General features: G+C 42.7%; 20 protein-coding genes. 14 read left to right on the top strand and 6 right to left on the bottom strand.

What is annotated here, in order from left to right; genetic code table 11:
- Window positions 1-19: 19 nt before the first annotated feature.
- The gene (locus AC5WOF_RS06370; RefSeq protein WP_496049110.1) at window positions 20-922 is read right to left on the bottom strand and encodes a LysR family transcriptional regulator; all 903 of its coding nucleotides are present in this window, start codon (window positions 920-922) and stop codon (window positions 20-22) included.
- 183 nt (window positions 923-1,105) lie between these two features.
- Between AC5WOF_RS06370 and AC5WOF_RS06365 the strand changes: the two genes are divergently transcribed.
- Window positions 1,106-3,289, top strand: coding sequence for a YhgE/Pip family protein (locus tag AC5WOF_RS06365; RefSeq protein WP_496049109.1), 2,184 nt, complete (start codon window positions 1,106-1,108; stop codon window positions 3,287-3,289).
- Between the two features lie 94 nt (window positions 3,290-3,383).
- Here the strand turns inward: AC5WOF_RS06365 and AC5WOF_RS06360 are convergent, their stop codons facing one another.
- Window positions 3,384-4,031 (bottom strand): hypothetical protein, encoded by a 648-nt coding sequence (locus AC5WOF_RS06360; protein WP_496049108.1) that lies wholly within the window; start codon window positions 4,029-4,031, stop codon window positions 3,384-3,386.
- A 430-nt stretch (window positions 4,032-4,461) separates the two neighbouring features.
- On the opposite strand from AC5WOF_RS06360, the gene AC5WOF_RS06355 reads away from it, so the two are divergent.
- From AC5WOF_RS06355 to AC5WOF_RS06315, 9 genes are all read left to right on the top strand, one after another.
- Window positions 4,462-5,217 (top strand): MerR family transcriptional regulator, encoded by a 756-nt coding sequence (locus AC5WOF_RS06355; protein WP_496049107.1) that lies wholly within the window; start codon window positions 4,462-4,464, stop codon window positions 5,215-5,217.
- A 241-nt stretch (window positions 5,218-5,458) separates the two neighbouring features.
- The gene (gene pyrR / locus AC5WOF_RS06350) at window positions 5,459-5,995 is read left to right on the top strand and encodes a bifunctional pyr operon transcriptional regulator/uracil phosphoribosyltransferase PyrR (RefSeq protein WP_496049106.1); all 537 of its coding nucleotides are present in this window, start codon (window positions 5,459-5,461) and stop codon (window positions 5,993-5,995) included.
- 121 nt (window positions 5,996-6,116) lie between these two features.
- Window positions 6,117-7,394 (top strand): dihydroorotase, encoded by a 1,278-nt coding sequence (gene pyrC, locus AC5WOF_RS06345; protein WP_496049105.1) that lies wholly within the window; start codon window positions 6,117-6,119, stop codon window positions 7,392-7,394.
- A 32-nt stretch (window positions 7,395-7,426) separates the two neighbouring features.
- On the top strand, window positions 7,427-8,494 hold the full coding sequence (locus tag AC5WOF_RS06340; protein ID WP_496049104.1) for a carbamoyl phosphate synthase small subunit: 1,068 nt from the start codon (window positions 7,427-7,429) through the stop codon (window positions 8,492-8,494).
- A gap of 2 nt (window positions 8,495-8,496) precedes the next feature.
- The gene (gene carB / locus AC5WOF_RS06335) at window positions 8,497-11,718 is read left to right on the top strand and encodes a carbamoyl-phosphate synthase large subunit (protein WP_496049103.1); all 3,222 of its coding nucleotides are present in this window, start codon (window positions 8,497-8,499) and stop codon (window positions 11,716-11,718) included.
- A 9-nt stretch (window positions 11,719-11,727) separates the two neighbouring features.
- Entirely contained in the window at window positions 11,728-12,432 is a 705-nt protein-coding gene (gene pyrF / locus AC5WOF_RS06330) for an orotidine-5'-phosphate decarboxylase (RefSeq protein WP_496049102.1), read from the top strand.
- Window positions 12,429-13,004 (top strand): orotate phosphoribosyltransferase, encoded by a 576-nt coding sequence (gene pyrE / locus AC5WOF_RS06325; protein WP_496049101.1) that lies wholly within the window; start codon window positions 12,429-12,431, stop codon window positions 13,002-13,004. The genes pyrF and pyrE overlap by 4 nt, the downstream gene beginning before the upstream one ends.
- Window positions 13,005-13,105: 101 nt before the next feature.
- A complete protein-coding gene (locus tag AC5WOF_RS06320) occupies window positions 13,106-13,891 on the top strand; it encodes an AAA family ATPase (RefSeq protein ID WP_496049100.1) in 786 nt (261 codons plus the stop codon).
- Window positions 13,892-14,011: 120 nt separating this feature from the next.
- Window positions 14,012-14,806 carry a GntR family transcriptional regulator gene (locus AC5WOF_RS06315; protein WP_496049099.1) on the top strand — a complete coding sequence of 265 codons (795 nt, stop codon included), beginning with the start codon at window positions 14,012-14,014 and terminating at the stop codon, window positions 14,804-14,806.
- A 116-nt stretch (window positions 14,807-14,922) separates the two neighbouring features.
- Here AC5WOF_RS06315 and AC5WOF_RS06310 read toward each other — a convergent pair whose 3' ends face one another.
- Window positions 14,923-15,669 carry a hypothetical protein gene (locus AC5WOF_RS06310; protein ID WP_496049098.1) on the bottom strand — a complete coding sequence of 249 codons (747 nt, stop codon included), beginning with the start codon at window positions 15,667-15,669 and terminating at the stop codon, window positions 14,923-14,925.
- A 488-nt stretch (window positions 15,670-16,157) separates the two neighbouring features.
- Window positions 16,158-16,994, bottom strand: a complete 837-nt coding sequence (locus AC5WOF_RS06305) for a helix-turn-helix domain-containing protein (RefSeq protein WP_496049097.1) — start codon at window positions 16,992-16,994, stop codon at window positions 16,158-16,160.
- A gap of 170 nt (window positions 16,995-17,164) precedes the next feature.
- Here AC5WOF_RS06305 and AC5WOF_RS06300 point away from each other — a divergent pair, with 170 nt between their 5' ends.
- Window positions 17,165-18,556, top strand: coding sequence for an ATP-binding protein (locus tag AC5WOF_RS06300; RefSeq protein WP_496049096.1), 1,392 nt, complete (start codon window positions 17,165-17,167; stop codon window positions 18,554-18,556).
- 296 nt (window positions 18,557-18,852) lie between these two features.
- Here AC5WOF_RS06300 and AC5WOF_RS06295 read toward each other — a convergent pair whose 3' ends face one another.
- Window positions 18,853-19,701, bottom strand: coding sequence for a hypothetical protein (locus AC5WOF_RS06295; protein WP_496049095.1), 849 nt, complete (start codon window positions 19,699-19,701; stop codon window positions 18,853-18,855).
- A 194-nt stretch (window positions 19,702-19,895) separates the two neighbouring features.
- On the opposite strand from AC5WOF_RS06295, the gene AC5WOF_RS06290 reads away from it, so the two are divergent.
- Window positions 19,896-21,284 (top strand): hypothetical protein, encoded by a 1,389-nt coding sequence (locus AC5WOF_RS06290; protein WP_496049094.1) that lies wholly within the window; start codon window positions 19,896-19,898, stop codon window positions 21,282-21,284.
- A 190-nt stretch (window positions 21,285-21,474) separates the two neighbouring features.
- Window positions 21,475-23,730, top strand: coding sequence for an immune inhibitor A domain-containing protein (locus AC5WOF_RS06285; RefSeq protein ID WP_496049093.1), 2,256 nt, complete (start codon window positions 21,475-21,477; stop codon window positions 23,728-23,730).
- A 39-nt stretch (window positions 23,731-23,769) separates the two neighbouring features.
- On the opposite strand, the gene AC5WOF_RS06280 is transcribed toward AC5WOF_RS06285, so the two are convergent.
- Window positions 23,770-24,345, bottom strand: a complete 576-nt coding sequence (locus tag AC5WOF_RS06280; protein ID WP_496049092.1) for a hypothetical protein — start codon at window positions 24,343-24,345, stop codon at window positions 23,770-23,772.
- A gap of 112 nt (window positions 24,346-24,457) precedes the next feature.
- On the opposite strand from AC5WOF_RS06280, the gene AC5WOF_RS06275 reads away from it, so the two are divergent.
- Window positions 24,458-25,150: an endonuclease V gene (locus AC5WOF_RS06275; RefSeq protein WP_496049091.1), complete on the top strand. Its 693-nt coding sequence runs from the start codon at window positions 24,458-24,460 to the stop codon at window positions 25,148-25,150.
- Window position 25,151 lies beyond the last annotated feature (1 nt).

Here is a 25,151-nt window from a genome sequence, read left to right as displayed (position 1 = left end):
TAGCTTAGGGAATTTTTATTTATTTCTTTTGCAGCTCATAACTCAATTTTTGAATAAAAATCGTTTCCGCTTTGGAGAATCGGGTTTCTTCAGCTCGAACCCAACCAAGGTGAACAGACTCAGGGTGTGGGATATCCAGTTCAATAATTACAAGGTCTCCTTTTACCACTTGAGGTAGTTTGGAAAAGGAAAAGTCCAAACCAATTGTGACAATGTTTTCTTCTTGCAGGGCACGGAAAATCGCATCTTGGTTATTTGTCGTAAACATGATATTTGCTTGTCCATATTTTTGCTGAAATTGCTCCATATACCACTTGATATAGTCATCGTTAAAGAAAACAAAGGATTGTGCCAGTAACTCTTGCGGAGTGATGGTACGCAAGAGAGCGAGAGGGGATTTACGACTGACACAGACAACCATGCGTCCTTTTAACAATCGTCCATATGTCAGGCGGGTATTTTTTTGTATGAGGTGTTCAAATAAAATGATCAGCCCAAGATCAACTTTGTTATTTCGAATGTCATCAATGATTTCTTGTGTTCCTTTTTCGCTAATCTCCATTTTTATTTGAGGATAAGCAGTCTTAAATTGAATCAAGGTGTCTAGATAAAGGGAAAGTGGACCTGGAATCGTAGCAAGATGCAATTGACCACTCTGCGTATTGGAGAAGTCAGACGCTTGATCCTTCAATTCTTGTACTTTGCTAATGATTTCAAATGATTTTTTAATGATTGCTTCCCCCTCCACAGTAGGTACGGTTCCTTGACGGGATCGGGTGAATAGTGTTAAACCAAGCTCTGCTTCTAAATTAGAGATCGATTGGCTTACTGCCGATAAGGTGATATGCAAGTTTTGTGCAGCATTGGTAAGCGAGCCTGTTTTGGCTACTTCAATGATGCATTCCAATTGTTCTAAGTGCATCTTTCTCCTCATCCTTTACTTATATTTAAGATAACCTTATTATCATTAAATTTACCTTAATATATTACTTCGTTAATATAGAAGCAAATGTAATTTTGATTTCCTTTATCATAGCAATGATTTATCAGAAACAAAAAATGAAATATTCCATTTTTATAGAGATACTTTTGGGAGTGTACGAATATGAAATTGTTTCAAGTATTTAAAGATGATCTTAAACATTTTGTAAAAAAACCCATGCTCATTATTACCTTTATAGCTGTCGCTTGTGTTCCCATTTTATATAGTGGTTTTTTAATCAAAGGGACATGGGACCCATATGGAAAACTGGAGAACTTACCGGTAGCAGTTGTCAATTTGGATAAAGGTGCTGCCTACAATGGGAAACAGTTAAACGTTGGAAAAGAATTTATGGATAAATTAGAAGAGAATCCGAAATTCGCTTGGAAATTTGTCAGTCAAGATGAAGCAAAACAAGGAATGGCTGATAATCGCTATTATGCGATGATCACGATTCCAAGTAATTTTTCCAAAAATGCAGCGTCCTTAAACACAGATGATCCCCATCAGGCAGAGATCCAGTATGAATCCAATAGTTATTACAATTTTATAGCAGGGCAAATAAGTGAAAATGCGACCAAAGAGCTGCGTACCGGGCTGTCTGATAATTTAACACAAGCTTATACCAGAAGTGTTTTCGGGCAGTTTACCAAGCTTTCCGATGGTCTGCAAACAGCAGGAAAAGGTGCAACAAATATTCAAAAAGGTGCCGGCCAGTTAGATGATGGATTAACAAAAGTATCTACCAACTTAGCGAAGTTATCTACTGGTGCAGTCAAAATTCAAGAAAGTACCAAAAAACTATCCGATGGTTCTACCGGATTGGTACAAGGTACGGGAGATATTAACAAAGGTGCTAACGACTTAGCGAGTGGAACAAAAAAGCTTGCAGCAGCAGGAAAACAACTGGAGACAGGGGCTAAAGAAGCTAAAACAGGTACTGCTAGTCTAGCAAATGGAATCCAAGCCTCAAAACAAGGAACAGATCGCCTTACGGCAGGACTTCAGTCTTCATTAAAAGGGAGCCAACAGTTAGAAGCAGGTTTGTCTGCTTCCAGTTCGTCAAGTAAAGATTTAGCGAATGGTGCATCGCAAGTATCTACTGGGTTGCAGCAAATGCAAATCACTCATCCGGAGCTTGCTTTAGACCCTAACTTTCAAAAGTTATTAGCTGCGAGTATTCAGGTGTCCTCAGGAGCCAATCAATTGAGTGAGGGGCAATCCAAATTATTAGCAGGCAGTAAATCGCTCACTTCTGCTCAAGAGCAATTATTATCTGGAAGTCAGCAATTGAGTCAAGGAAGTAATCAGTTGTTACAAGGAGCAAAGAAGCTCCAAACCGGTCAACAACAATTAGAAGATGGTCTTCACCAATACAATACAAAGTTTACAGGTGTAGTATCAGGAAGTCAGCAATTAGCGGAAGGTTCGAAACAATTACAAGCAGGAGCAGGAAAATTGCATGATGGACTTGGCCAGCTATCCTCGGGAAGTGGCACCCTAGTCTCAGGCAGCCAGCAGCTAGCAACAGGCACAAAGAAATTAGAAGTTGGAGCTGGAAAGTTAAGTGATGGCTCAGGAGAACTTGCTGCGAAGTTAAATGATGCAGCTGATCAAACAAGTCATATAAAAGCAGATGACAAAACCATCAAGCTATTTTCCACACCTGTATCAATCAAAGCAAATGACGATCGTCATATTAGTCTATATGGGTACGGGATTGCGCCGTATTTTATATCGCTCGCTTTATTTGCTGGTTCACTCGTATTCACGACTGTCTTTTCTGCTCGGACCTCTACGACGAGGAAAGATGCAGCTGGTTGGAAGTTATTTGTGAGTAAGACATTGACCTTTGCATTGATGAGCTTGGGGCAGTCTCTTATTGCATGTACCATATTGATATACTTCCTTGATATAGAGGTTCAAAACATCCCGCTGTTCTATGGTTATACGACACTAGTAGCCTTCACGTTTATGTTTTTCTGTCAGGCAATGGTAACCTTGTTTGACCAAGTTGGACGCTTTCTCATCTTACTAGTCATGATTTTCCAATTGGCTTCCAGCGCAGGGACATTTCCATTTGAGCTGCTTCCTAGCTGGGCAAAAGCACTCAATCCCTGGCTGCCAATGACATATAGCATTCGTGGATTCCGAGATGTAATTTCCAGCGGTAACTTTGGGGACTTACAAACTGATGTAAACCATCTCTTGATTTTTTTCGTTATCTTTCTAGTATTGACGATAGGTTACTTTTTCTTTAAACGTCCTAAAAGAAGAAAAGCTATGGCGAATTTGGTACATGCATAAAATGTAGACATCAATTCTGAAGTTTAAAATAGCTCGCCTAAGGTTAGGCGGGCTATTTGGTAAAGAAATGAAGCTGTTTTAGAAGACTGTACTTTTATGATACATGTTTGGTTTCTTTGATTTTGTACTCTTTTTTGATGAACATAAGGATGATATCGATTACTAAGAATAAGCAAATTCCAGCTAGCCAATATAAAAAGTCTGTCTTTGCCATAGTGTACAGTTTCCACTGACCAAATTCGTACAACATAGTAATGACATAACTAAGGATAGTAAAGACAATGACTTGAACAAGTATAGAAATAATTCCCCAATATTTGTTTTGTACTTTTTTTACAAGAAATTCTATGAATAAAGAAACTGGGATACTGATGAAAAAGATTAATGGAATAAGGTAAAGATTCCAAAAGAACATTCCTAAACCTAACTCATCTGAACCTGTAAAGATTACAAGCGAGCAAATAATAAACCAGTAAAGAATAGATCCAACTAATAATTTCCTCTTTAATGAAGAGTATTTACTTGAAATAGAGTAATTTTCTTTCGAAATGTTGATGAAAAAATGATTGAGTAACCAAAAGAACACTACAGCTGCAAGTATAGGACAATAAAGGTTTGGTCCTGAAGCATCTGCAATTGGTCTTAATAACAAAGTAGAAATCACACCAATAAACAAAAAATGTAGTAAAGCAGAAATGATTTTTACATTATTCTGTATCTTCTTTGTGATTGTGTCGAACACAAGGATACAGGTAACCCGAAAAAAAATAGGATTGGAATTAAGAAAACACCCATTTCTACTGCTAATCCAAAGTTTAAATCCCGCTAAAATAAATAACCATACAAAGCATAATATCCAATCAATAATACATAAATAATGGCGCTGTTCATCAATTTTTTTCTTACCATCATTATCACCTCAAGTTGTTTTCCTTGCTTTCACAATATCAAGTACTTATCTCTTCTCCTATTGATAAAGCTAAAGAAAAACTTACACTTTTGTAAGGATATTTGTTATGTTTCGAGGTGAGTTTGAAAATTACGACAAAAAATTTTAAATACTAAGAAATGAGAGCAAATCAAGTACTTTAGAATGGGTCTTTTTTTTGTTAAAAATGTGTTGACTCTCCTGTAAGAGGAGACATTAAGCTCAAAGAGAAAGGAGAGGTGAGATGTATTTTACAGTAAAGGAAATGGCAGAAATGTCGCATATAACGGTGAAGACACTACATCATTACCACAAGATTGGATTGCTTTTACCAGCAAAAATAACCGAGGCGGCTTATCGTTTGTACAGCATGACGGAACTGGAACGATTGCAGGAGATTTTGTTTTATCGAGAGTTAGATTTTCCGTTATTGGAGATTAAACGATTATTGGATCATGAAGCCAATCGGCAAAAAGTATTAGCAGAGCAAAAACAATTATTACTAACGCGTAGAAATCGGTTAGACCAGTTATTAGACACGATAAGTAAATCGATAGACTTTGAGAAAAGGGGAGTAACCATGGAGAAACAAGATTTATTTAAAGGATTTCGCAATGAGGAAGATTGGAGAGAGGCACTCAAAGAACAAGATCAGTATTTACAAGACAAATATGGGTATTCGCTATTAGATGAACAAAAAGAAATAAAGGTAGACGATCTCAACGAAAAGGCAGGGGAAGCGGTTCGTTTTACAAACAAGATGATCGTAGCATTACAAAAAGGTACGAAGTTTAATGACGTACAATTGCTAGAGACAATTGGAGAACATGTCGCTTATTTAAAAGCCCAAAATTTGTTATCCGATGATGCTCAGTTTGTAGAACAGACGAGATTCTTTTTAGAAGATGATTTCCACCGGACGATGTTGGAGGAACAGCAAACAGGACTTGCTTATTTTCTCTATGTTTCAGCAGAGGCTTATATTCAAGGTAATAGATGATAAATTGAAGTTAAAGTGAAGTGATGTATTTAAAAACAGATATCACAATAGTAAGACTTTATGATTTAGATTTTATTCCATTTGACAAAAGTAACATAGATGAGGGATAATACTCCTAGTTTAAAAAGGAACCTTTAATACAGTCCTGTGAGGCTGGCAAGGATGCGGAGATAGTACTATGACGTACTTCTTGTTCAGTGTGGGCAAGAAGTTTTTTTATTATCCACAAAGGAGCATTCCATTGTCCACAAAATTAATTTTGGATGAAGCGGCTGTTCGCCGAGCACTTACCCGTATTGCGCATGAAATTATTGAGCGCAACAAAGGGGTAAAGAACACAGTGCTAGTGGGAATCAAAACACGTGGGGTTTTTTTGGCAAGGCGTTTGCATGAGCGCATCTGGCAAATTGAGGGGCAAAAAGTACCGATTGGGGAACTAGATATCACGTTATATCGAGATGACCTGACTGAGAAAAACGATGAACCTCAATTGCGTGAAACCAATGTTCCTGTCATTGCAGGGAAAAAGGTTGTGCTGGTTGATGATGTGCTTTACACTGGTCGGACGATTCGAGCTGCGATGGATGCGTTGATTGATCTGGGAAGACCAGAGATGATCCAACTTGCTGTACTCGTAGACCGCGGACACCGTGAACTGCCGATTCGACCAGATTTTGTAGGAAAAAACGTTCCTACTTCCAAGCGAGAGATCGTTCAAGTTTCCCTCATGGAAGCAGATCGTCAAACCGATGAAGTTTCCATTAAGCAAAATAAGTAAATAATTCCTTTTAAAGGCGGTCCTGTGAGGCTGACAAAGGCAAACTTTTGAAGGTACCAAAAGTCTCTTTGTCATGCAGGCAAAGAGACTTTTTTTGACCAAATCAGTAGGGGGAGAACAGATGGCTAAAATACTATTGAAAAACGGACGTATTTTGGGAACGGCAGGAGATGAGTTGGTTACTCGAGACATCTTGATCCATGAAAATCAGATTGAGCAAATTGGGGAAAACATAGTAGATAAGGAAGCTACAGTAATCGACTTAGCTGGGAAATTTGTTGCTCCAGGATTTGTTGATTTGCATGTTCATCTGCGGGAACCCGGATATACCCATAAAGAAACGATTGAAACAGGAGCAAATGCAGCCGTTCGTGGTGGTTTTACAACGATTGCATGTATGCCAAATACACGCCCGGTTATCGATACAGTAGAAGTAGTCAAAGAAATCCTCGCCAAAGCAAAAACAGCAGGCAAAGCGAGAGTATTACCGATTGGCGCAATCACCACTCGCCAGCTTGGAGCTGAGCATACTGATTTTGAAGCATTACTGGAAGCAGGTATTTTCGCACTCTCCGATGATGGAGTAGGAGTTCAAAGCAGCCAAATGATGCGCGAAGCAATGCGAAAAGCGAAAAAGCTCGGATTACCTATTGTTGCCCACTGTGAAGATGACACCCTAGTCAAAGGTGGAGTAGTTCACGAAGGGAAATTTGCCGCAAAACACGGCTTGACAGGGATGCCAAGTCTATCCGAATCCATCCATATCGGACGTGATATTTTACTAGCAGAAGACACTAGTGTGCACTATCATGTCTGTCATATCAGTGCAAAAGAATCCGTGCGATTAGTCAGAGAAGCTAAATCTCGAGGTCAAAAGGTAACAGCAGAAGTTACCCCACACCACTTGCTGCTCTGTGAAGACGATATTCCAGATGTGGATGCGAACTGGAAGATGAATCCGCCTCTTCGTGCGAAAGAAGATAGAGAGGCATTGATTGCAGCATTGCAAGATGGCACGATCGATTTTATTGCAACCGATCATGCGCCGCATAGTGAGGAAGAAAAAGCAGCCGGAATAGAACTTGCTCCATTTGGAATCGTAGGTTTGGAAACAGCATTTCCTCTTCTCTATACCAACTTAGTAAAAACAGGGAAATTTACGCTGCGTCAGTTGGTGGAGTTAATGAGTACGAAACCAGCAGAACGGTTTAACTTACCGTATGGAAAGCTGGAAGCAGGACAGCTTGCCGATATTACGGTGATTGATTTGGAACAAGAACAGGAAATTGATCCAAAAACCTTCTTGTCCAAAGGGAGAAATACACCTTTTGTCGGATGGAAAACGCAAGGTTGGCCAACGCTGACAATTGTTGATGGTAAAGTAGTTTGGTCGGCTTAAAAAACAGATTGCATAAGCGGAGGGTGAACAGGATGAAAGCACGATTACTTCTCATAGACGGTACAGTATTTACAGGTAAATCATTCGGAGCAACTGGAGAATCCATTGGAGAAGTCGTATTTAATACAAGTATGACTGGGTACCAAGAGATTGTCACAGACCCATCTTACTGTGGGGAATTAATCACAATGACGTATCCGCTCATCGGAAACTATGGGTTTAACCGTGAGGACAACGAAGCTTTACAACCTCACTGCCAAGGTTTAATCGTTCGAGAGCATGCAGAGTATGCAAGCAACTGGAGAAATGAGATGCCGATTGACGAGTGGCTCGCCATGCATCATATCGTCGGGATTTCGGATCTCGATACACGGATGTTGACGAGAAAGATTCGAATTCATGGGACGATGAAAGGCATGATTACGACAAGTGAGGAGCCTGTTGAAGTTCTTTTATCTCGCCTGCAAGATGCTTCTCTGCGTACAGACCAAGTAGCACAAGTGAGCACGAAGAGCGTACAAATTTCTCCTAACAATGGGAAACGTGTGGTTTTAGTAGATTATGGAGCAAAGCACAACATTCATCGTGAATTAATGGAACGCAATTGTGAAGTAGTAGTGGTTCCTTATAACACAACTGCGGAAGAGATTTTGAAATATCAACCAGATGGTGTGATGCTTTCCAACGGACCTGGAGATCCAAAAGATGTTCCAGAATCTGTCCAAGCGATTCAAGGTTTACTCGGCAAAGTTCCGATCTTTGGCATCTGCCTCGGACACCAACTCTTGTCACTGGCTTGTGGAGCAGATACGGAGAAATTAAAGTTTGGTCATCGCGGGGGCAATCATCCAGTAAAAGAGTTAGCAACTGGACGCTCATACCTCACAGCGCAAAATCACGGTTATGTGGTTCGCGAAGAAACGCTGAAAAATACAGCTCTAAAAGTTAGTCATGTTGCGTTAAATGATGGAACAATTGAAGGTGTCGAACACAAGAAATTTCCTGCTTTCTCGGTACAGTATCATCCAGAATCAGCTCCAGGACCACTGGATAATGGTTACTTGTTTGATCGGTTTATGACAATGATGGAGGGGAAATAATCATGCCAAAAGATACATCACTTAAGAAAATCCTCGTAATTGGATCTGGACCTATCGTAATTGGGCAGGCAGCTGAATTTGACTATGCTGGTACACAGGCTTGTCAAGCATTAAAAGAAGAAGGTATGGAAGTTATTCTCGTCAACAGTAATCCTGCAACGATTATGACCGATACCAATATGGCAGATAAAGTTTATATCGAACCGTTAACGGTCGATTTCCTCACGCAAATCATTCGCAAAGAGCGACCTGATGGCTTACTTCCTACCCTTGGAGGTCAAACTGGGTTAAACCTTGCAGTAAAACTAGCAGAGGCAGGTGTCTTAGAACGAGAAGGCGTTCGCTTGCTTGGAACAGAACTGCGTGCGATTACTTGTGCCGAAGACCGTGACCAGTTCCGTGCTTTGATGCACGAGTTAAATGAACCCGTTCCTTCCAGCGAAATTGTACACACCGCTGATGCAGCTGTTGCATTTGCCAACAATAATGGTTATCCGGTTATCGTCCGCCCGGCTTACACTTTGGGTGGAACCGGTGGCGGTATCGTAAACAACGAAGAAGAATTGCGCGAAATCGTGGAGAATGGCCTTCGTTTAAGCCCAATCACCCAGTGTCTCATCGAACAGAGTATCGCTGGTTTTAAAGAAATTGAATACGAAGTAATGCGAGATGCCAATGATAATGCGATCGTCGTTTGTAACATGGAAAACTTCGATCCAGTTGGTGTGCACACAGGAGACAGTATTGTTTTCGCTCCAAGCCAAACTTTGTCTGACAAAGAATACCATATGCTGCGCTCCTCCGCGCTAAAAATGATTCGTGCTTTAGACATTCGCGGCGGATGTAACGTTCAATTCGCACTAGACCCAGACAGTTTCCAATACTATGTGATCGAAGTAAATCCACGGGTTAGCCGCTCAAGCGCATTAGCTTCTAAAGCGACTGGCTATCCAATCGCCCGAATCGCCGCCAAAATCGCTATGGGATACACTTTAGATGAACTGATCAATCCAGTGACAGGACAGACCTACGCTTGCTTCGAACCAGCCTTAGACTATGTGGTTAGCAAAATTCCACGTTGGCCTTTTGATAAATTTTCTTCCGCTAACCGACGTCTTGGCACACAGATGAAAGCGACTGGGGAAGTCATGGCGATAGGACGTACGTTAGAAGAATCCCTGCTCAAAGCTGTTCGCTCTCTGGAGATCGGTGCAGACTACCTCTACTTAACGGAAACGGCTGAGATGACTCGCGAGGAATTGGAACATAGATTGGTACGAGTAGATGATGAGCGTCTCTTCTTACTTGGGGAATGGTTCCGTCGCGGTTACACAGTAGAAGATGCTCACCAACTCACAAAAATCGATCGTTTCTTTCTAGTCAAACTGGAGCGAATCATCAAGTTAGAGCTTCATCTAAGTGAAACAAGCGAATTGACAGCAGACTTACTCTTGACTGCAAAGCGATTGGGCTTTACGGATCGAACGATTGCAAGACTTACAGGAAACAAAGGAAAAGCCATTGCTAAAAAGCGCAAAGAGCTTGGAATTACCCCAGTTTATAAAATCGTAGATACTTGTGCAGCTGAGTTCTCTGCTTCTACTCCTTACTACTACTCGACTTATGAGCAAGAAGATGAAGTGGAAAAAGGTGATAAGAAAACGGTTCTCGTCCTCGGTTCCGGTCCGATCCGCATCGGTCAAGGGGTAGAGTTTGATTATGCCACTGTACATGCGATTTGGGCCATTCGCGAAGCCGGCTATGAAGCAGTTATCATCAACAACAATCCAGAGACCGTATCTACTGACTTCAACACATCTGACCGCCTCTACTTTGAACCGCTCTTCAAAGAAGATGTGATGAATGTGATCGAACGAGAAAATCCGATCGGCGTGATCGTGCAGTTCGGTGGTCAAACAGCTTTAAACTTAGCAAGAGATTTACGTGAAGAAGGGATTCCAATCCTCGGTACTTCACTAGAAGAGATTGATCGAGCAGAAGATCGGAAAAAATTTGAGAAACTGCTCAGCGATGAAAATATCGCTCAACCGCCAGGATCAGCAGTGACTTCGATTGAGGCAGCAGTCCAAACTGCCACGGACTTGGGATATCCAGTGTTAGTCCGCCCATCCTATGTCCTCGGTGGACGTGCGATGCAAATTGTCTACAACGAAGCTGAACTTCGCGATTATATGGTAGAAGCAGTAAAAGTTAACCCGGAGCATCCAGTATTGATTGACAGATACCTTCTAGGAAAAGAATTAGAAGTAGATGCGATCTGCGATGGAGAGCAAGTCGTGATTCCTGGGGTCATGGAACACATTGAACGGGCTGGTGTACACTCTGGTGACTCCATCGCAGTCTACCCGCCGCAATCGATTACTAACGAGCAAAAACAACGCTTAGTGGAGATTACGACAAGTATTGCAAAAGCACTCAACACCAAAGGACTTATCAATATCCAATTTGTGCTGTTCAAAGAACAGTTGTATGTCTTAGAAGTGAATCCACGAGCATCTCGAACAGTGCCATTTTTAAGTAAAGTCACAGGCATTCCAATGGCACAAGTAGCTACCAGAATTATGCTCGGTGAAAGCCTAGCAGATCAAGGTTATACAGGAGGATTATGGCCGGAAACTCCTGAAGTAGCAGTAAAAGTTCCTGTGTTCTCCTTTGCCAAATTACGCCGTGTAGATATTATGCTTGGCCCTGAAATGAAATCGACTGGAGAAGTGATGGGTCGAGATCGCGATTATGCAAGAGCGGTCTACAAAGGTTTGATCGCAGCGGGAATTTCCTTGCCTCGATTTGGTACAGTTGTGGCAACGATCGGAAATAAAGAGAAAGAAGAAATAATTCCGCTGATGGAACGCTTTATCCAACTAGGATATCGGGTTGTTTCTACCGCTGGAACAGCAGATGTGCTGGAGAAAGCTGGTATTCCTGTCCAAAGAGTAAACAAACTAAAAGATGGTTCTCCTCATATTCTTGACATGATACGCAAAGGAGAAGCAGATTTAGTCGTAAACACTTGGACGCGTGGCAAAACCCCTGAAAGAGATGGGTTCCTTATCCGCCGTGAAGCAGTAGAGCACGGGGTAGCATGTCTCACCTCTCTTGATACCGTGGAAGCATTACTGACAACGATGGAAACCATTCACCTGTCTGCTCTGCCGATTGGCGAGGAAGCAAAGGTTGCCAGAAAACAAACGGTAATGGTGTAGGAGGGGCTCATGAGTAAACAAGTAATCATCGCTCTGGACTATTCCCTGCAAGAAGCGGAAGCTTTCTTGCACTCCTTTCCGCCTGCGTTTATCAAAGTTGGTTACCAATTGTTTTATGAAGCTGGTCCTGCATGGGTTGCCAAAAAGAAAGAGGAAGGCTACCAAGTCTTCCTCGATCTTAAGCTTCATGATATCCCGAACACCGTTTACGAAGGGGTAAAAACGGTGAGTAAACTTGGAATTGACTTATTAACGATTCATGCCAGCGGCGGAAGTCAAATGATCAGACGGGCGCGAGAAGCGGTAGAGCAAACAGCTACCGCAAACCACCGCACCAAAATTTTAGCAGTCACCCAATTGACCAGCACAGATCAAGCGATGTTGACGGATGAACTACAAATTCAAGGAAATGTGTCCGATTCTGCGATCCATCTTGCCCAGTTAGCACAACGATCAGGCGCAGATGGTGTCATCTGTTCGGGTCAAGAAGTAAGTGCGATAAAACAAGCAACTGCTTCGAATTTCCTAGCTGTTACCCCAGGAATTCGTCCAAAAGAAGCTGGCGCAGATGATCAAAAACGAGTTGTTACCCCCGTGGAAGCACTTCAGCGTGGAGCGGATTATCTGGTCATTGGCAGACCGATTACCAAAGCGAGCGATCCAGTACAAGCATATGAAAACATCTTACAATCGATCGAGGAGGCAACAGCATGAGTGAGTGGACATTAGAAGCAGCGATTGAACGGACAGGAGTATTAAAAAAGGGTCACTTTCTCTTAACATCTGGCCGGCACAGTGACCAATACATGCAAATGGCACAATTACTCCAATATCCTAGAGAAGCAAAAGAAGCTGGAGATGCTGTAGCAAAACTGTTTGCAGATCAAGAAATCGATCTCGTAGTAGGACCTGCGCTAGGCGGAGTGATCATCGCTCACGAAGTGGCAAGAAGCCTTGGAGTCCGCTGTATCTTTGCCGAACGCAAAGAAGGCGAAATGCAAATCCGCCGCGGTTTTGAAGTAGACCCTGGAGAACGCGTCTTGGTCATCGAAGACGTTGTGACCACAGGCGGTTCAGTGAAAGAAGTTATCGCGCTCTTGGAAGAAAGAGAAGCGAAGATCATCGGAGTAGGTTCTTTAGTAGATCGGTCAAAAGGCGAAAATCCGTTTGATGTTCCTTATAAAGCACTAAAAGCAGTGCAAATTGAAAGCTACTTAGCAGAAGATTGTCCATTGTGTAAAGAAGGTATTCCTGTGGTGAAACCTGGAAGCAGACATAAAAAATAAATTTGGATAAAGTGCCATCATGAATATGATGGTACTTTTTTTGTATTTATAAACAATTTATAATAGGGTAAGGAAGCGTTGTCTAACAGAGAGAAAAAACAATGTTGACGCCGAGTTCCTCTACCCCTACTCAGCTGTTTGCGGCTGATGTTTATACATTGAAGAGGATTGCAGAAGGGAAAAGGCAGGTTATCCTAGTTCATGGTTATCCGGGATCAGGTAAATCACGCTATGCTCAAAGGATGATTCGTGATTTTCGAAGACTCCTTGGTCTCAATGTAACCTTGATTGATCCAGACGAACGACACCGAATTATCAAGGGAGAAGTCCCCCCAAAAGTAGGTAGAAAGGCGATGAGAATCGCCTTGAAAAGGTTCGTTATGGAACTGTTGAAACCCTCCAAAAATCCCATTCTTGTTGCAGATGCGGGCGACAACCAAGGGATGAGGGATTCCATGATCTACTTGGCACTAGCCGTTTGTGAACTCTGGAATAGACTAGCACCTAAAATAGGGCTCAGAGAATACCAGACTCACATTCATCTTGTAATGGTACAGACTGATTGGTGGGTTGCGCTTTGTAGGAACGCTGTCCGTGATCGGCAGGTTGACCCAACTCTATTTGGGGATGCGGTTAACGGTGTCGATAGTACCTTTGAGTCAATGAAAGAGCTCTGTGATACATGGGAAGTGGTGGACAGCGGACTTTCCGAGAAAAATGCGCAGTTGTTCAGATTGTTGTATCAAGAGAAGAAGTGCAATTACAACCTACTACCTGATGGTTCCGTGTTTGGAACACTCCATTGTTCGAACGCAGTGGTTTCAGAGGGTGACCATCTTTGTCTCTTCCATCGGGCTCAAGTAACTAGGAGCCAGTTGAAATTTTGAAGAGATACCAGCAGTGCACCTTCTACACAGAAGATGCACTGCTGTCTGCATATAAGGTTATAGCCACTAATACGAAAATATAGTAAACTGATCACAAGGAAGAGTCTTTAAGGAGTGGAAATGAAATTTCTTTCTGTAGAGGACGTAGCTGCTGAAATCAAAAGACGGATCACCAGAGGTGAATTGGTGATCGGCGCTGCGCTTACCCCTGAAGAGGTTGTAGCTAAGGTATTTAAGACAGATAGAAATACGCTGCAACTCGCCCTTGAGCAACTTCACGAAGAGGGATATTTGGATGAGAGGAATCGAGTCCATAGGGATTGGCGTGATCGAACAAAAGCAAAGGGAGCATATGGTTCCACCCTCGTGCAAAATCTGCTGGAGGTATTCGGGGAAGCTGATGACGTGAGAATTTGCGTTTATAGCTTTACTTCGGAAACCTTCAATGGCGCTATGGGACCCATTTGGGAGAAGATTCAGAACAGAGAACTTGCGATTGGTTCGCTTTCTGTAAGGCTGTTGGTTTCGAACCCTACTGCCCCCCTTGTGATCCCAGCCATGGTGAATGATCCAAACGATCCTTTTGCGCTAGAGCGTTTGCTTCAGATCACGGATGAGCACACCAGAAAGCTTGTTAATGGTTTTAATGCGTTGCGGGAGAACGAAAATGTCGGTGATATTTGCATCGAGCTTCGAATGCTTCCGCAGACACCCACCCACAAGGTGCTGATCCTCAATGACCGATATTTGCAGGGACTGTATATTCCAGAACGGGTAACTATCCAAAACGAAGATATGACTGATCTTCGAGGATGGAGGATGCCCTTGGATGTCTCTCGAAATGTCGAAGAAGTTGCGGCAATGGTAGATTGGTTTGATGGGTGGTGGAAAGTAGCTACCCCTGCAGAAGTATAGAAGTAATTTGACCATTTCCATGTTTCTACTGTATGGAATAATCGGTATAGTAGAATGAAGGCGGCAGTGACAACTCAGTTGCCACTGCCGTCGCCTGTAACAATAGCTGTTTCAGGCTATCCAGCAGACGGTTGATCTTCTGCTAGGAGTACTTTAATATCGCTGGCCAAGGCCTTGACTTTCTGGATCAGCTTCTTTGCTAGTTGAGTAACATCGAAGGTTACATCCGACAAGCACTGTGTCCAGCTGTTCGAGACTGACGTGGAGACTGTTTGAATCCCCAATGGACTTTCCTCTTGCTCCAGACGTGCAGAGGCTTCGTTTGCAAAATCCCCCGCCTTCTTCACCAATGCCATTGCTGTCTTATAACGATACACCCATTCTGCATGAGTCCCATCTTTGTCAGCATCCGGCGCGTTATAGTTGCTCTTTGCCTCACTTGTCCGATCGATTGCCTCGTTCAGCTTGAGAAGCTCCTCTTGGCATCGTTCAATAAGCTCCAAGTAATGGAGAATGACTTCTCTTTCCGCTCCAAACGCTCTCCAAGCCGCTTTCTGTGTTTCATTCAGCTTGTTCCAAGCATCAAGCATAGTCGAGAACATGGTGCTATCTTGCCATGGATGCAGAGAAAAGTCTTCTGTGGAGATCAAGTCTCTCACATCTCGATAAGCGAGGACCAACTGATTGCGATCGCCGAGGGCTTGGTGAAGAGTCTCTGTCGCCTCCTCAAGCCTCCTCAAACTTGCCGATGAACAGAATCCCCGCACGTCTTCAGGGTTATAACTTCCCACGATGAACATTTCGAAGCTATCTGCTTTTGAAATGGGAGCCTCATCTGGATGGAACATTCCAGTGTGACTCATCGGTTGAAACTTCACTTGATGCAGATAGGAATCCTTGGCATATTCCTTCATCAGGTCGGGAAGAGTTGGACTATTGCTGAACACCAGGAAGACCCGGTATTTTTCTGTGGTTTTCTTTTCTACGAAGTCCAGCAACAGTCCAATCGAAATGTCATCGCCTTGTTCTCGGCTTGCGATTTTTACACATGAGACTTTACGGGATACCTTTAGCATGCTATCCGCGTAAGTTGTCCATGCATGCTCCTCGCCGGTGCCAAGAACAATGATGATCTTTCCGCCACTGTCTTCCAGCAAGTCGTGAAGTGTGGGATGAGAGGGTGCAAGTTGTCGGGTCATAGTAGGTAAATCCATTCTGTGAGTCACTGATTTAAATCTATTATAATCAATAACCGAATGGATGGAAAGGTTTCAAAAAAACACGCGGGCTAGGGGACGATGTCCTCTAGCCCGTTTCACTACGTTCCCGCAGTATTCTCCTCATTTAGGAGTTAGATATCCAACAGTGCAGTTTCTTCAGCTACCCCATTCCAGTGGCTGTCGAATGCCCTTCGGTTCTGCTCAGCTTGTTCTGTTTTTGCTGAGTAGTAGATGAGAGGCACATCTGTACTGAGCAGGTCACAGATATGCATTACCTCTCCGTTGTATTCGACGTTATGCCTCCTATACACATATGGTGCGGACAGGGACTCTTCATCGTTCAGGTAAATTCTTGCTGTAGGCATTATGGGTGAAGTCTTGATCAAGACTTTAACCCGTAGTTCCCCAGCTTTCTCTAGCGAATCCATTTGTTGAACGAGTGGAATTGCGAAACTTTGGCAAATTCCTCGCAGTCTTTCCTGAGGACGAGGATCAGTTGGATCGTCGACTAGGAAAGGCAGTCCATGCCTCAAGTTGAAGTTCGGCAGCATCAGACGGACAGTGATGGACTTCGGACGTGGCCGCCTCCCCATACGGATATCCGTGATGATGGGGATAATGGCATCGTAAAGCGACTGTGTAGTGACACTCCAAATAGAGAGTTCTACCTCTTCTTCGAGAAAGGTTCTTTCTAGAAAATTGTGAAGTCTTTCAGCAGGGGAGAGATGTGGTTCATAGTCCATATCCCATCCCTTTTTTGATGCTGAGATAATCCAGCGACCATAACTGAATTCGGTCACAAATCCCTTTTCCAGAAGAACATGGAGTGCTCTGCGCATGGTACTACCAGCTACCCCACATCTCTCAGCCAAAGCACTTTGAGACCAGTGCATGTCTGAAATGGAGCCGGTTCGAATTTCCTTTTCCAATGCTGCTGCAATTCTGAGGTGTACTTCTTCTGAATCCATCTTCACTCCTAAAGATGTAGGTGACAATAATAATTATACTGATTTTCTATCGATATAGCTATTTATGTCAGCTGGGATAATTCAATATTTTTTAGGGATGAACATGGGATTTAGAAAGAAAATAATATAAAATGAGTGTAGACCTGTGTTTCAAAGAGAAAGAGAGAAAAGTGAACACAAAAGGTGTGAAGGAACTTTTCTACGCCGGGGCAAAAGAAATCGACGAACTCAGCGCAGGATACAACGGTATTCTAATTGCGGAGTTTGGTCTTCCTGGTGTCGGAAAAAGCGTTGCTGCTCGCAATACGCAATGGGATTTCGAACAACTGAACAGTACCAAAATCTTTCGTCCTAACCATGTTGTGATTTTGGATACGGACAATTATCTCTCCGAGGCTGAAAAAAATGGTGAAATCGAAGTTACGAGAGAAAGAGCAGATCGAGCTTGGGAATTGACGATTGCTGAATATAGAAAAATCATCGTCAATGCCTCAAACCTAGTGATCATCGTGCCCGATGCTGGGGACGATTTGACGAAGAGAACTGAGATCTACGAGCTTGCCAAGGCGAACAATTTCTACATTCATTCCAGGTACCACAGAGCGTCTACCGAAACGGCTATTGAATGGAATGGAAATCGCCTGCGTAAGGTGGATTTCCACATTATGTATCGCGTATATCTGAGCTTGGAGACAACTTGGAAAGATATGCACGATAAGGGTCACAGCTTTGAGATTGTCGACGTCAAGCGTGTAGATTTTGATGCAGTTATTCGAAAGTTCTCTGCGACACAACTATCCAGTTTCCTTGCAGAAAACGTCTCTCTCATTCATACTTGCGTCGAGTATGCTAATGAGAATCAGGACGTTGAAAGAGCGCGCAGGGCATGGACTATGGCCAGAGACTTGCTTTCGTGGAAGACTCCAATTCTTCAGGCGTACCGAACTCGAGAGGGTTCGGAAGACGTAATGGGATGGTGGGCCTCTCTCGAACAATTGAAAGAGGATTCCTGGAATACATGGAAAAATCTCGAAAAGAGTCCATCTGTTTTGTCAGCCATGGCGATTTCTGAAGTAGCTTGGGGAGCTATTGGTGAGGTATCTCAGAGGATTGACGATCTTCGGGCAGTTATTCCCAAGGCATTTGAATTTGCAGAGCGAGCGAGTCGTTTGACCGATGATTCCAAGCCTTCTTTGCTTCAAGAAATCATTGCGGTTAAGCAAATCATCTATGAAGCGAAGAAAGCAGCACAAAGAGCAGAGGTTGCTCAACAAGATGCTCTCCGGTATTTGGAGGATTGCAAGAAACCGGAGAATACCAGTCGTGGAGAGATTCCAACAGACTTGGACATCTTTGGCGCAAGCTTGGAAGCTGGGAAAGCATCTCAAAAATGGGAAAATCTAGGCTGCGACACTTTCCTTGACACCTTGCATGTAGTTCTTACCCGACAGCTGAAAGTCATCCAAACTTGGATGGACGAACAGATCTGGAACGACAGTGTGTGGAATAGGGCAAGAATTGACTTGTACGGGGTCTTGAAAGAACTCGAATTGAGGCTCTAGTCCGGTTCTACACCAGCGGCGGTGACAACACATGATGTCACCGCCGCACTACGTTTACTTATAGTTTTGATATTTTGGCCCATATGTATCCATTTGATGAATCTTACCAAGAGAATGTCAAGAAATTCATATACGATGTGTCCAGCACTGTTTTCTCTGTTTTATGTCAAGGTTGAAATTCTTTTTGGGGAGGAAAAGAGGAACTTCAAAAAAAGTAGATTGAAAAGAACGCGGGCTAGGGACACGATGTCTCTAGCCCGTTACTACGTTTCCGCAGCCCCTATCGCTTTTTGAAGTCAGATTTCCTCCAGTAGTATTTTTTGATCAATCGAATCCCATTCTGAATCGAACGTAGTCTGGTTTTGTTTCATTTGTTCCGTCCCTGCTGGGTAGTAAATGAGAGGTACGTCTTTACTGACCACGTCCAAAATTCTCATCTCTTTGCCATTGAAGGTGACGGTGTGCTGTCTCTTGTGGTAGAAACCAAACAAGGATTCTTCACCGTTGAGATAAAATCGACCTGGAGGCAAAGTGGGGCTTTTCTTAATCCAGACATTTGCGACACGCCCAGGTGTCTGCAAAGACTGAATTTGTCGAACCAACGGAATAGCAAACCGTTTGGCGATTCCCCTTATTCTATTTTGAGGACGCGGATCAGCAGGGTTATCTAGTGACCTCGGTACCCCAAGAGGAACAGAATAGTCTGGAATAATCAACCGGATGGTGATTGATTCAGGACTGTAGCGATTTCCATTTCGGATATCCGTAAGGATCGGAGCCAATATCGGAAATAGGAACTCTGTCGTAAAACACCAGACTGAAAGTTCTGCTCTTTGTTCTAGGAATGTTCTGTTCAGAAAGTTGGACAGTTTCACAGAAGAAGGGAGACTAGGATGATAGTCCATGTCCTTTCCCATTCTGGATGCGATGATGACCCATTCCCCATATCGTTCTTCGTTAACAAATCCCTTTTGTTGAAGTACGAATAGAGCCATCCGCATAAGAGAAACAGGCACATGAAATTTTTTAGCTTTCTCATCCTGATTCCATCGCATTCCCGAAATGCAACTGTGACGGATCTCATTTTCCAATGCTTCTGCAAGTTCTATGGCGAGCTGGAGCGGCACTGTTTGTTCTGTCTTCATCTTTACTCCAAAAGCACTAGGTTACAATATTCATTATACTATTTTTTTAAGAATCTGCTATTTTAAATTAGGTACTAATATGGTAGGAATTTGATTAATAAATTATTTAGGAACATTTAAAAACAAATAGGATTAGAGATAAAACTGATATAAAATAAATTTATCCAAAGTTTCAGAGAGAAAAGAGAGAAACGGTGGAAACGAAAAATCATCCAGTTGAACTTTCTGGTGCCAGTGCAAAAGTGCTCTTTGAGCTCAGTGCTGCATATGATGCCATTGTGGTTGGCCTGTCCGGTCTGCCTGGTGTTGGCAAAAGTGTAGATGCTGAAGCATTGCAATGGGATTTCATGCTAGAGAATAAGAGCAGAATCTTTGGCCCTTACGAGGTTTTTATCTTGGATACAGATAAAAATCTTCCTAAGGAGCAGCAGGAAGGGAGAATGGCTGTCACTCCAGAAATCGCCGACATGGCATGGAAAAAGACGAAGCGTCAATACAAAAAGACCCTCGGCCCAAATAGGGTCATCATTTTCCCTGATGCTGGTGACAATGTGGAAGAGAGAATCAAAGTTTATGAAAGAGCACTAAACCGTAATGCTTATCTCTTTCTCAGGCACCATCGATCTGATTTTGATACAGCTGTAATCTCTAATGCAGGCCGTCTTCGTAAGGTTGATCCTTGGATCATGTGGCGTGTATTCGAGGCTATGGAGAACGCTTGGAAGGTCTTGCATCAGTTTGCTCATGGGTATGAAGTCATCGATGTTAAGCGTGTTTCTTTCCAAGAAGTAGCGCAGAATACATCTTTGCAGGATCTCCTTCATTATCTAGGGGAGAATATCGAAGTGCTTCAAGTGCGAGCCAACCAAGCGATGCGAGATGAGGATGCTCAAGCGATGCGATTGGTTTGGAAGGCTGCTAAGGATCTGCACGCTTGGCGTGTTCCCATCCTTAAGACTTACCGAACTCGATCAGGTTTGGAAGTGGTTGACGCTAGTTTGGCTCCTTTGAAAGATGTCGTGCAGACATCATGGGAAACATGGCGAAGCATTGAGAAGAAGCAGAACTCATCTATTTTGGTTACCATGGATCTGCATCAGGCAGCCTGGAGTGCTACAGATAAGGTAACGAAAGCCCTTGAGCAGCTTCGGATTGCTATCCCTCAAGCCCTTGAGTTTGCTGACAGGGCTAGCATTCTGCAAGATCCCAAGAGTGCCCTGCTTCAAGATGTTGTCAGGTTCAAGCGAATCATTCGTACGGCTCTAGATGTTGCTGAAGAAGCCGAGCTAGCACGTCAAGAAGCTTGGCATCTCTTTGAAGAGAGTAAAAGAGCAGATACTGGCCTTACGATTCCTGTAGACTTGGATCTCTACGAAGCGGGGTTAAATGCAGGAAAAGCAGCCAAGTATTGGGCAGATTTGCAATGCGGTGAGCTTCTAGAGTCATGGAAGACTGTACTGAAGCAACAACAGAAGGTTCTCGAAAAATGGAATAAAACGCAAGTTTGGGATGACGAAAAGTGGAATAATGCAACACAGAAGTTGTATGTGGTCTTGACAGAGCTCAAAAATAAGCTCTGCTAACTCTGATCCATATTTGCGGCGGTGACAAAGGATGTCACCGCCGCACTGAGTTTACTTACGATCCAGTATTTTAAATATGATAGAACAAGCTCAAACTGCTTATCATGAAAACAGTCACACTTCTATCCGATATAATTTGGAAATATATGCTATAATCATCTCGATATGGACAGTATATGAGGTGGGTTATATGTTGAAAAATAGCAGAGAGTTAATTTTCATACTATTTATATTATTATGTTTTACCTTATTTTCATTCTATTTTAAATATAAAGTAGAAGCCAAGGAACCGAAACATAAGGAAGAATTCTCCATAGATTATGGCTCCATACAACAAGAAGGCTATATCGCCTACCTCCGAAAAATAGGGAAGATTACCGCCACTACAACCCCTGAACAAATCGATAAAATCATCCAGAATGAACTACAACAAAGGCAAAATCGTTTTCCATTCACAAATGGGATTGATACCACGAGTATATTTGGCAAACGAGTATATTCCCAGCAACAAAAGCTTCTGCAAAAAACCATCGATAAAGTGAATCACCTTTCTGAGCAAAGAACTCTGCCTGCTTTGACTCATCATGATAATGCGGTAGTTGCCCTAATTGAGTTTCCGGATCAGAAACACAATCAGATTAAACCAACAGCAAAGAGCAGCTTTTGGACCAATGATTTTAACCCTGCTCACTATCGTCAACTCATTTTTGGGATAACAGCTTTGAGGCATAATGGCAAAAGATTGATCACTGCCAATCAATACTATAAACAACAATCTGCCGGCTCGTGGTCGTTAGCCGGAGATGTGACGGATTGGACTGTTGCCAAGCATGATGCTGCTTTCTATGGGGCTCATCATAAAACGGATGAGTATGACCAAAATGATGGTAATCCAACAGAATTAATAAAAGAAACGTTGCAGAGTGTTGCGGCTAAAATCAAAGGGAAAGAAAAGTTGTATGACCAGCGGGATCCTTATGATCTTGACGATGATGGCAATGTAATGGAACCCGATGGATTGCTCGATAATCTATTTGTTGTGCATGCTGGTCTTGGGGAAGAGGAAGGCGGCGGAGATAATGCGATCTGGTCGCATCGATCCGTCATCGGACCTAAACCAGTGGAGATTCCAGGAACGACTCTAAAAGCATATGATTACATCATCCAACCAGAAGATGGAGCAACTGGAGTGTTCGCTCATGAATACGGGCATAATTTGGGCTTGCCTGATGAATATGATACCGGGTCAACAGGTACTGGTTCACCAGTAGAAGCATGGTCTTTGATGTCCTATGGCAGTTGGACTGGAGAGATACCGGGAACAGAACCATCTGGCTTTAGTCCGTGGGATAAATTATTTTTTGCTAGTTTGTACGGAGGAAATTGGTCTATCCCCAAAATAATCAAATTAGAAGATCTAAAAACACCAAAAACGCTTGGTTTGCAGGAAGCAGTGGCACCTGTGAAAAATGGGAAAATGATCAAAGTGGATTTGCCGGATAAGATCGTTTCTCCGCCGCTTCGTCCCTTAGGTAAGAAATCCTACTATTCTACGACAGGAAATATGCTGGATACAAGATTGATTTCCCCAACAATCGATTTAACCAATAAAAAATCAGCTGCTTTGAATTTTGATACATGGTATGACATCGAGTCTGGATATGATTTTTTATATGTGGATGCATATGTAGATGGAGCAAAGGAACCAAAACAAATTGCTTCCTATACTGGCAAAACAGGTGGAAAATGGGTAAAGAAACAGCTTGATTTATCTTCCTTTGTTGGACATCAAATTCGTTTGGAATTTCGGTATGTGACAGATGTTGGGGCAGCTCAAGAAGGCTTTTATGTGGATAATATCCAAGTTGCCGCAGATGATAAGCAAATGTTTATGGATGATGTGGAAGGAAAACCGCTCTTTACACAAAAAGGGTTTCAAATTTTCGATGGTTCTCCGATCGCCTATCCAAATTACTACTTAATCGAATGGCGTACCCATCATGGACTCGATCAAGGTCTTGCTCATATTCGCCGTAATAATAGCATGCTGAGCTACGATTCTGGTATGCTCGTTTGGTACTATGACGCTAGTTACGGAGAAGATAATCAGACAGGACTGCATCCGGGAGAGGGATTTTTAGGTGTAGTGGACAGCCATCAAGCCGGACATTTTTGGAGTGATGGAAAAGTAGGATCAACCCGTTATCAAATCAACGATGCTGCATTTCATTTTAAACCAACAAGCCCGATGGATATTCAGTATCCAAAAGTGGAAATGAAATATGACAGTGTCTCCGGAATTCCTTATTTCTCCGACAAAAATGATTATAGTAGTTCCTTTAATCCAGCTGGTGGAAAAATATTGCCAAAACATAACCTTGCGATTACATTAAAAAAAGTAAGTAAAGACGAAAGAAATGTTTGGATCACTTTTTCAGTCCGATAAAGCATCCGCCCCCCAGAGTTATCTGAGGGGCGTTTTTGACTACTTCAGCAGCATTTGTGCTAATGGAAGTGCGTAAGTAGTCAGATGGAGGCAGAACTTGTGAAGCGCTTGATCCACAAAGGGGGCTCCTCCTCCATCTTCGAAATAGGATTTTTGTCCCATGCGCATCATCTTGGCTTTCACGGGCCAGCGCCGATCGATGAAGCCGTGGAGAACAGCGTTTACGATCAGCCAAAGGAGGAAATTTGTCCACCCGATCAGCTCTACGGGGTTGAACTCGACTCCATGTTTACGAATCATCGCGTAGTTCAGCATGTAACTGGATGCTACGAACAATACACCGATGCTCAGCGAATAGGACGACACATGGAGGAAGTTATACCACAGGCTTTTCAGATAGTCTTTCCTCTTGTCCCCGTAACTCTTTCGGTAGTCGAACAGCAGAAGGAAGGCTTCGCGACAATTCCATTTCTTTTCTTTGGTTTCCTGATCGAGTGTACCCTTATGTTGATCCATCTTGTCCGTTTGCAGAACGTAGTCTCCTACGCTATGTCCGACGAAGGCACAGTGCCACAGGATCAGTATCGCGAGGATGTCGAATGTCACGTCCTGCATTTGTTTGTCTCCAATAAGAAGCGGAAGGTATCCATTTTCGTTCCTTTCTAGTATAGATTAAAATAGAAACAGTGTTAACAATTAAAATAAAGTATTATTTTTGGAGGTGACTATGCAGTATTATCCAGTACATACCTTCCCTGTAGAGGAAGAGAAAAAAGAATGGATACAAAGAGATCTAAGAAAACAAATGGTTATTACCCCTTACTCTCATACCCCCAAAATTGTATGCGGGATTGATCTTGCCTATAAAGACAATCTAGCAGCAGCAGTTATTGTAGCGATGGATCATATTACTTTTGAAATAGTAGAGTTAGTTTGGCATGTAGAAGAAGTGATAGAACCATATGTGCCGGGAATGCTTGCATTTCGTGAATTGCCACTTATTTTAAAAGCTTGGGAGAAGCTTACGATGGAACCCGATGTCGTGTTTTTTGATGGAAATGGAATGCTGCATCCGAGAAGAATGGGAATTGCTTCTCATGCATCTTTTTTTCTGCAAAAACCGACGATTGGGATAGCGAAAACATATTTATTGGGAGACCATAAACCACTCGATTTGAAACAAGGAGCATATGAGTTCATCGAGGATCAAGAGGAGGTAATAGGTGCGATAGTTCGAACACAAACAGGGGTGAAACCTGTTTATGTGTCAACCGGTAATTATTTAACCTTAGAGGATGCGATACGACTCAGCATGGAACAAGTAGGAAAGATAAGCAGATTGCCTGAGATTGTCAGGCAGGCAGATATTCATTCGCGAGAAGTATTGCGAGAATACATGCAGCGTCCAAAAACGATATAAT

The organism is Shimazuella sp. NTD250, assembly GCF_059510375.1.
The sequence above is the reverse complement of the archived record's forward strand: the minus strand, read 5'-3'. Positions and strand labels throughout refer to the sequence as shown.

Coding starts and splice junctions, on each gene's coding strand:
- AC5WOF_RS06370 (WP_496049110.1), bottom strand. CDS start 922: ATGCACTTAGAACAATTGGAATGCATCATTGAAGTAGCCAAAACAGGC.
- AC5WOF_RS06365 (WP_496049109.1), top strand. CDS start 1,106: ATGAAATTGTTTCAAGTATTTAAAGATGATCTTAAACATTTTGTAAAA.
- AC5WOF_RS06355 (WP_496049107.1), top strand. CDS start 4,462: ATGTATTTTACAGTAAAGGAAATGGCAGAAATGTCGCATATAACGGTG.
- pyrC (WP_496049105.1), top strand. CDS start 6,117: ATGGCTAAAATACTATTGAAAAACGGACGTATTTTGGGAACGGCAGGA.
- AC5WOF_RS06340 (WP_496049104.1), top strand. CDS start 7,427: ATGAAAGCACGATTACTTCTCATAGACGGTACAGTATTTACAGGTAAA.
- carB (WP_496049103.1), top strand. CDS start 8,497: ATGCCAAAAGATACATCACTTAAGAAAATCCTCGTAATTGGATCTGGA.
- pyrF (WP_496049102.1), top strand. CDS start 11,728: ATGAGTAAACAAGTAATCATCGCTCTGGACTATTCCCTGCAAGAAGCG.
- pyrE (WP_496049101.1), top strand. CDS start 12,429: ATGAGTGAGTGGACATTAGAAGCAGCGATTGAACGGACAGGAGTATTA.
- AC5WOF_RS06320 (WP_496049100.1), top strand. CDS start 13,106: ATGTTGACGCCGAGTTCCTCTACCCCTACTCAGCTGTTTGCGGCTGAT.
- AC5WOF_RS06315 (WP_496049099.1), top strand. CDS start 14,012: ATGAAATTTCTTTCTGTAGAGGACGTAGCTGCTGAAATCAAAAGACGG.
- AC5WOF_RS06310 (WP_496049098.1), bottom strand. CDS start 15,669: ATGAGTCACACTGGAATGTTCCATCCAGATGAGGCTCCCATTTCAAAA.
- AC5WOF_RS06305 (WP_496049097.1), bottom strand. CDS start 16,994: ATGGATTCAGAAGAAGTACACCTCAGAATTGCAGCAGCATTGGAAAAG.
- AC5WOF_RS06295 (WP_496049095.1), bottom strand. CDS start 19,701: ATGAAGACAGAACAAACAGTGCCGCTCCAGCTCGCCATAGAACTTGCA.
- AC5WOF_RS06285 (WP_496049093.1), top strand. CDS start 21,475: ATGTTGAAAAATAGCAGAGAGTTAATTTTCATACTATTTATATTATTA.
- AC5WOF_RS06280 (WP_496049092.1), bottom strand. CDS start 24,345: ATGCAGGACGTGACATTCGACATCCTCGCGATACTGATCCTGTGGCAC.
- AC5WOF_RS06275 (WP_496049091.1), top strand. CDS start 24,458: ATGCAGTATTATCCAGTACATACCTTCCCTGTAGAGGAAGAGAAAAAA.